Consider the following 6,592-nt stretch of genomic DNA (forward strand, 5'->3'; position numbering starts at 1 on the left):
TGACGGAAGCACCCATGGCTTCCGTCATTTTTTTATAACTAAATTGATAAAATCATATAAAGGCGAACTACTGACTGTATCGAAGTATAGCAGACACAGAAGTATTCAGATGTTAGAGGTCTACAATGACGAAATAATAAGAGAACAGGATTTGCCACGTTTTTATGATGTGTTTAATGATATTATGCTTTAAGTATTGAAACAATGTAATAGGACATACGAAAAATATATCTACTGTTTAGAGGGCAACTGGAATAAGAATCCAAGAAGTCATCAAAGTGTAAAACCCATGCTTGAATTACTCCGTACTTTTTCCAATGTTAAATACATATATCATAAATGTAATACTAAAGAAGAATTCTTTTACAGACTTGAACAATTCACGAAAGGATATTATAAGAACTACACAATATTATATTTGGCGTTTCACGGTCGCACAAATCGAATCATTGTCGGGAATGGATACATAACACTAAAAGAGATTGCAACAGCTTTAGAGGGCAAATTAGCCAACAAAATCGTACACTTTGGAAGTTGCTCTACTTTGCGTACTTCGGAAAAGAATATTCAAAATTTTATTACTACAACAAATTGCCAGTTTATTTCGGGTTATCGTAAAGATGTAGATTATATTGAGGCCTGTGCGTTTGAATTGGTTTATTTTGATTTGTTGCAGAGGTATAAATCTGTTAGGAGAATAGATACGGAATTTTTTAGATTATCTCCTCAACTGGTAGATAATAAATTGAGGTTTGTAATTTATTAGCACATGTTATAGCCATGAATAGCTATGATGTACATTATGGGTAAACCTCTATTGGTAATATTATATAAAATAGCCACTATACCTATTTTAGGATTGTATTTTGTATATTAAGTATAATAAATATGCTATAATGTTTTTACAGGCATTTATTGTTTACCCATAATGTACATCACAGCGTTTATCTCTCTGCTTTTATGCTATTTGTTTATTTTTTATGTAAATTTTCCTACTTATTGGATTTGAGAATACTTTTTATCAAAGTATGAGTAATTCCTTTATTTCAGAACTGCTTAATTTTGCATCCATCATTTCAGACATCGTTTTCTCGAACTTTTTTTTTAGTTCATTTTCATATCGACTATTTTTCAATGGTTCTATTTTCTTGAAGAAATTATCATTTGCCCGTACTTCTTTACGAAATTCTTTTTCTCCTTGATATTTCTTAAGATAATCTAAATAGTAAGGGTAGTTTTCAGACATAGTAAATATATATTGTTTAGCTTCTTCGGGGGATAGTTTTGTGTAATTTACTTCAATGTCATTAAATCTTACTATTGGAGAATATTTTTCGGAATACCCCCACAAATCTGGAATAAAAACGAGGATTCAATAAATGCTCCGCTGTTAAAGGTTTAAAATCTAAATCTTAGCATAAAGAATTGTTTGGATGATAATGCTATTTCATAGCGTAAAATATTTGTAGGAGCTTTTACTCTTTCAGCTTCATTTTTACGATGTGTCGATTCAAAAGTTTTATTTCGTATTCCGAAAATTCACAAAATACATCTTTAATGTTGTTTGTTTTAGTTAGTGGCTTCATTGGAGAGAAACGATACTTCTTGTTATAATATCGTATAGTATTAATATAATTCATCGGGTCTTCCGAAATTTGTATATTAACACCTATTTCAATATTGGTAAGGATGAGTTTATTTAAGGGAATATCAAGTTGTCTATATATTTCTGTAGTTGTTTTCTGTGCCTCTTTAGATGTAAATGAGATAATTACATCCCCCTTTTGCATACTTATGTAATGGGCCTTTTAAACTTAATTCTACACTTGATAAAACAACTAATCTGAGATTTCTTAAATATGTTCCTTTGTTTACTTCTTTCGTTTCTTAGTTTACAGAAATCGGATCATCTAAGGATAATCGCTTCTTTAACTCGTCTAAATTATAATTTTCGATTCGGAATACAATACGGTCTATCATGGGTGTAAATGTAAAGAGAATATAATTTTGAGATTCTTACTTATAAAGCCTGTTTTATCAAACTCATTATATATTCAAGGTCTTTTGTATCTGGTACAGTTAGTTGATAGTCTCCATTCCACCAATGCCCTATATCTGATATATCTGTTGTAAGATTTTTAGGATAGTCAAGCTCACCCTTCTTTATATTAATTCAAAATTTAAGTCTTTTACTTTGAATCTCAACATCAACAATATTACTCCCTCTGTTAAATGCAATGTATTGTTTTAGAGAGACTATTTCTATTTCTGTAGGTAAATTTAAAATAGCTGATTTATAACTTTCGTATAATTCTTTTATCTCTTCTGATTTACCTTCTAAATGCTCCCTCTGTGTAAACCTTTATTTCTTTCACAACTTTACCAATAGTGGAATCATCCTTAGAAGACTGAACTTACTCAAAACTTGGTGCATATTGTGATCTTTTTACTGGGTTGACTACGATTATATCATTCTCAAATCGTTTTGGTTCCCATAGTTAGGTAAATCCTTAAAGTTTGATGATTGTTTTGATAGTTGTTAAATGATGGGGCAACAAATATCACTTTATTCTGTTACCAGTCTATATCTGTTCTTTTCAGCTTTTTATTGTATGATTCGTTATACTCTACAATAAAATCACCTTTGTACTCCAACATCAAATTGAGGTATGATAAGCATTGATCTACCACACCATCATTTCGTTCTCGTTTATATTCGATAATCACAAAAGCTTTGTTCTCTTTATCAAAAGCAAGTGTATCAATCCGACTATTTTTATGATAAATTCAAATTTGACAAGCTTAAAACCTGTTATTTGTTCTAAATTAGATTCAAATAGTCGTTGTATATCTTTTTCAAGTTTAAAAGGTTTCTCTCTCTAGCCTGATAATGCGCTTTTCTGTTAGTGGTATAGTTGCATAGAAATTATTTTAAATCATAAAATATAGCAATTTGTTCTTTCAGTTTCATTACTAGCTCCAAATCATTAGAAAATCTTAGCTGTTGAATACTTGTTATATTAAAGCCGACTTTGTTATTCTTAAACTTATCTTCATCACTTTTTATGAGTATAAAGTTTTCGTGAGGAAGCTTTTTCCCTTGATTAAGCCCCATTAGATAGCCTATTTCGTGATAAACATTTGGGTTGGCAATAGAGATATCTGCAATAAATAATCCACTATCTTCTATTAGGTTTAAAATCTCCGTATTTATGTCATAAGAATATCCCCTGTGATTCTTATCTATTCTAATAGGTTTTATTTCTATCTTTTGAGTATAAAATTCATTTACCTCTTTTACAGCTTTTACGATTGCTTCATAATGTCTTTGGGTGTCGTCTGAAAATTGCATAGATACAAATACTTCTTTTTTCTTAGCATCCTGTATCTTTTTATAAATATCAATTAGCGATTTGCTTTTCAAATCATCAATCACATATATATGATTCTTTTTTACCCATTGTAAAAAAGAATCGATGGAAAAGCTTGAAATTTGCAAGTATATTGCAGCAACTGTAACTGCAATACCGTTCATTTCCCTTAGTACTGGATATTTTGAGAATTCCTGATTGACTATAGAAAGAGCTCCGTTGATAGATTCCACTCCTGCTCTATTTTTATTTATGATTTTGTTCTCAACTAATAAGTCCACTACGTTTTTTGTAAAAGACATAGGTTGAGATAAAAAATCTGCTCCCAAGTTGGGATAAACCTCTGATATTTGCTGTAACGGTAGTTGATTGAAAATTTGACGAACAGCGTAATATTCCCATCCAAATTTTGTCCTCAACTGCTCATCATCAAAAGATTCACTTCGTAACAACACTTTCAAATTTTCTTCTGATGTTAAATTTTTAGCTTTCGTATTAATATTGTGGAAAATAACACTTTCGAATGCTAGGTCTGCACTATCATCATTTAGTAGAATAATACAAAAAGGCGTATTATAATCTCCAAAATAGGGTGGCATTTTTTCTCCTGCTTTTAAACGATGGTTACCATCAATACGACTAAAAAGTTTTTTGTCTGTAATGAAGTTATCGTCTATTTCTATAGTAATTAATTCAATTGATTCTTTTTCTCGAATATCAGAAGTACCTTTATAGTCAATCCGTTTTTTTGAAAACTTTATTTTGGTATTGTTTTCCACTTTGTAAATATCAATATTGGTACTAGCCTTTAATGTAATGTTGTCATGGTCTGAGTTAGTTTTATAACTAAGAATCACTTCGGGGAAAAAGAGGAATTCTGCCTGTTTGTAGAAACCTTCAATTTCTTTTTTATGCTCTTTGTCCAAATCACGTTGATATTCTTTAGGCTCAGAGATATTTACCAAATCTTGAAATTTAGCAAATCCTCTAATACAGGTAACAGTGTCTAGGCTCCTATCTATTATTCCTCGTATTATCATAGTTTAAGAATTTAATATCATTTGTTCTATCTTTTGTTTGGCCTCTTCCAATATTTCTTCCCCTTCTGTTTGTATATCTTTTGCTTTCTGTCTTATATTTTGGATATGTTTAGCTATTTTATTTTGTTTTTTGAGTGGCGGGAGAGGAATAGGTAATGACTTGAATTCCTCTGCATTTATATTTGATTGCACTGCTGGACGTTCTATAGCACTAACCCAAAATTTATATATTTTAGAGTTACAGTAATAAAAAAGAAAGTCTGGATTAACTTTTTCATTGTTTATAACAAAACGAATTAAATAACCTGCAAAAATAGCATCTTCACTTGTTTCTTTATGAATATAACAACGACCAACAGACCCACTTCTTGCAAATAGTAAATCGTTATAATTTAGCAAATATTGCTTATTAATATTTCGAGCTGTTTTCCAACCTTCTTTTTTCAAAACCCCTAACTCATCAATGTCTGTAATTCTTATATATCTTATGTCTGAATTTGAATTACCATCTATAGCTTCCTCATTAGCACCATACTGAGGTGCTTTCTCTATTAAATCTTTTAAATATAAATAATTGAAACTTGCCTTTTGTGATAAAAGGTATTCCAGTTTGCTATTATAGTTAGGGTCAAAACGCTTTCCTAAAATATCCTTAAAATGAACAGTGAAAATTCGATTTTTGAGACTGGTCTCTCTTTTTGGCATAGTAATACCTAGCACACCTAACAAATAATCATCAATACTGTTTAATAGTTTTTCAGCCTTAATATCCAGTTCTTTTTTTCTTTTTTCGGCTTCTTCTAAAATATTGAAATCTATTCCTTCAACTATTGGGATAGATTTTAGTGCAGGGTAATCTAATGCAGGACGCGTTCCTCCTGTCGCTCGGCGTGATGCTAATTTTTCGGTAATATCAAGGTTCAGAAAATTTGCCAAATATCGGCTTACTTCTTCACTTGCCGTCTTAATAACAACTATATGTTGATTTGTATTTCCTATAAAATTTTTTGGTGCAACTGATGCTATTGCCATGCGTCCCACGCCTGTTATTTTTACGAGTAAATTATTTTCCTCAACTTGGCTTCGTCTTAACACCCCTTCATAGGTCTCTTTATTGATATACTTCACATCATCTAGTGATAATTCACTATTTGTTTGAAGATTTTGAACTCTTAGAAACGGAATTCCGTTTTCTTTATCCGAATAATATTTCTCCTCTTCTTTTACAGATGGAGTTGCACCACTAGATATGCGAATAATATAGTCTCTTAGTTTTTTATTCGATATTTTCTTTATTCTTTTTTCTAGTTCTGCTATTTCGGGCTGATAATAGAAAGGATCAAGCCGACCACTTAAATCAGCTCTATTTACAAGAAATACCTTATTTGAATCGGTATGAGAGGATAAATTAAATTTTGCCATCATTCACTTCATTTATAAATTGTTCTAGCTCTGGGGCAATCTTATCTAACTCATTTATCTTTATTTCTTTTCCTGCTGCATCATACCCTATCTCTTCAGCAATAGCCATAAATACAGGATAGTTAATAGCCTTTCCTTGCGATTCGATTTCTTCCTTTATCTTCTCATCTGCTTGATCTATCAATAAGTCTTGCAATTCAGATTTTCTTATTGTGTGTTTTTCTTGTAATTCGATTTTTTCGCCCTTTATTAATTCCGCTATTTGTTTTTTATCAAAATCGGGGTTCTCTTCCTTTGCTTTTTTCTCTAATTCCTTTATAGCCTCGTTAATCTCTTTATCCCAATTTTTAATAGTCTCTATGTAATTATTGCTTTTGAGTATATTCTGTCTAATTCTTTCCTTTTTTGATATAATAGCCTCTTCTATTTTAGTAGAATTTTTCCGCAAAAAAAGCACAGAACTTTTTACCCCTGCTCCATTTGCCATAAATGCAGTTTGTGGTAATGAAACTACAGCTAGAATGCGGAACATACTTTCTATTTTATCTCTTACATATTGCATACTGCTGTTTGTTAATATGCCATCAGGTATAACAATAGCTAAATATCCGTCAGGTTTCAAGAACCTATGATGTATAATATAATTGAAAAGTAGTCCACTAAAATAATTGAAAAGTATACCACCGGTTAAGTAAAATCCGCTAGAGCTTCTAATAAAGCCCTGCATTTTACTAACAAATATTAACATTATAAATTCCT

7 protein-coding genes and 2 pseudogenes are annotated in these 6,592 nt (G+C 30.8%); 2 read left to right on the forward strand and 7 right to left on the reverse strand.

Annotation, left to right across the window (positions count from 1 at the left end; translation table 11 throughout):
• Positions 1 to 193 (forward strand): annotated as a pseudogene (locus G7Y56_RS18025) (site-specific integrase); the annotation flags it as partial.
• A gap of 3 nt (positions 194 to 196) precedes the next feature.
• Entirely contained in the window at positions 197 to 766 is a 570-nt protein-coding gene (locus G7Y56_RS18030) for a DUF6642 family protein (protein WP_165045808.1), read from the forward strand.
• A 255-nt stretch (positions 767 to 1,021) separates the two neighbouring features.
• On the opposite strand, the gene G7Y56_RS18035 is transcribed toward G7Y56_RS18030, so the two are convergent.
• From G7Y56_RS18035 to G7Y56_RS18515, 7 genes and pseudogenes are all read right to left on the reverse strand, one after another.
• A complete protein-coding gene (locus tag G7Y56_RS18035) occupies positions 1,022 to 1,246 on the reverse strand; it encodes a hypothetical protein (RefSeq protein WP_165045810.1) in 225 nt (74 codons plus the stop codon).
• 229 nt (positions 1,247 to 1,475) lie between these two features.
• Complete coding sequence (locus G7Y56_RS18040) at positions 1,476 to 1,790, reverse strand: hypothetical protein (protein WP_165045812.1); 315 nt, start codon at positions 1,788 to 1,790, stop codon at positions 1,476 to 1,478.
• A gap of 383 nt (positions 1,791 to 2,173) precedes the next feature.
• Positions 2,174 to 2,320 (reverse strand): DUF5655 domain-containing protein, encoded by a 147-nt coding sequence (locus G7Y56_RS18780; protein ID WP_370457719.1) that lies wholly within the window; start codon positions 2,318 to 2,320, stop codon positions 2,174 to 2,176.
• 254 nt (positions 2,321 to 2,574) lie between these two features.
• The gene (locus tag G7Y56_RS18785) at positions 2,575 to 2,727 is read right to left on the reverse strand and encodes a hypothetical protein (RefSeq protein WP_255498812.1); all 153 of its coding nucleotides are present in this window, start codon (positions 2,725 to 2,727) and stop codon (positions 2,575 to 2,577) included.
• 199 nt (positions 2,728 to 2,926) lie between these two features.
• Positions 2,927 to 4,411: a hypothetical protein gene (locus G7Y56_RS18050; protein ID WP_165045814.1), complete on the reverse strand. Its 1,485-nt coding sequence runs from the start codon at positions 4,409 to 4,411 to the stop codon at positions 2,927 to 2,929.
• A 3-nt stretch (positions 4,412 to 4,414) separates the two neighbouring features.
• Positions 4,415 to 5,836, reverse strand: a complete 1,422-nt coding sequence (locus G7Y56_RS18055) for a restriction endonuclease subunit S (protein WP_165045816.1) — start codon at positions 5,834 to 5,836, stop codon at positions 4,415 to 4,417.
• Positions 5,820 to 6,592: pseudogene (locus G7Y56_RS18515) on the reverse strand (hypothetical protein); the annotation flags it as partial. The pseudogene G7Y56_RS18515 and the gene G7Y56_RS18055, both read right to left, overlap by 17 nt.

This window comes from Dysgonomonas sp. ZJ709 (genome assembly GCF_011039195.1).
GTDB lineage: Bacteria > Bacteroidota > Bacteroidia > Bacteroidales > Dysgonomonadaceae > Dysgonomonas.

Bases quoted from the DNA above. Each gene is read 5' to 3' on its own strand.
- G7Y56_RS18035 (WP_165045810.1), bottom strand. From the start codon at position 1,246: ATGTCTGAAAACTACCCTTACTATTTAGATTATCTTAAGAAATATCAA.
- G7Y56_RS18040 (WP_165045812.1), bottom strand. From the start codon at position 1,790: ATGCAAAAGGGGGATGTAATTATCTCATTTACATCTAAAGAGGCACAG.
- G7Y56_RS18050 (WP_165045814.1), bottom strand. From the start codon at position 4,411: ATGATAATACGAGGAATAATAGATAGGAGCCTAGACACTGTTACCTGT.
- G7Y56_RS18055 (WP_165045816.1), bottom strand. From the start codon at position 5,836: ATGATGGCAAAATTTAATTTATCCTCTCATACCGATTCAAATAAGGTA.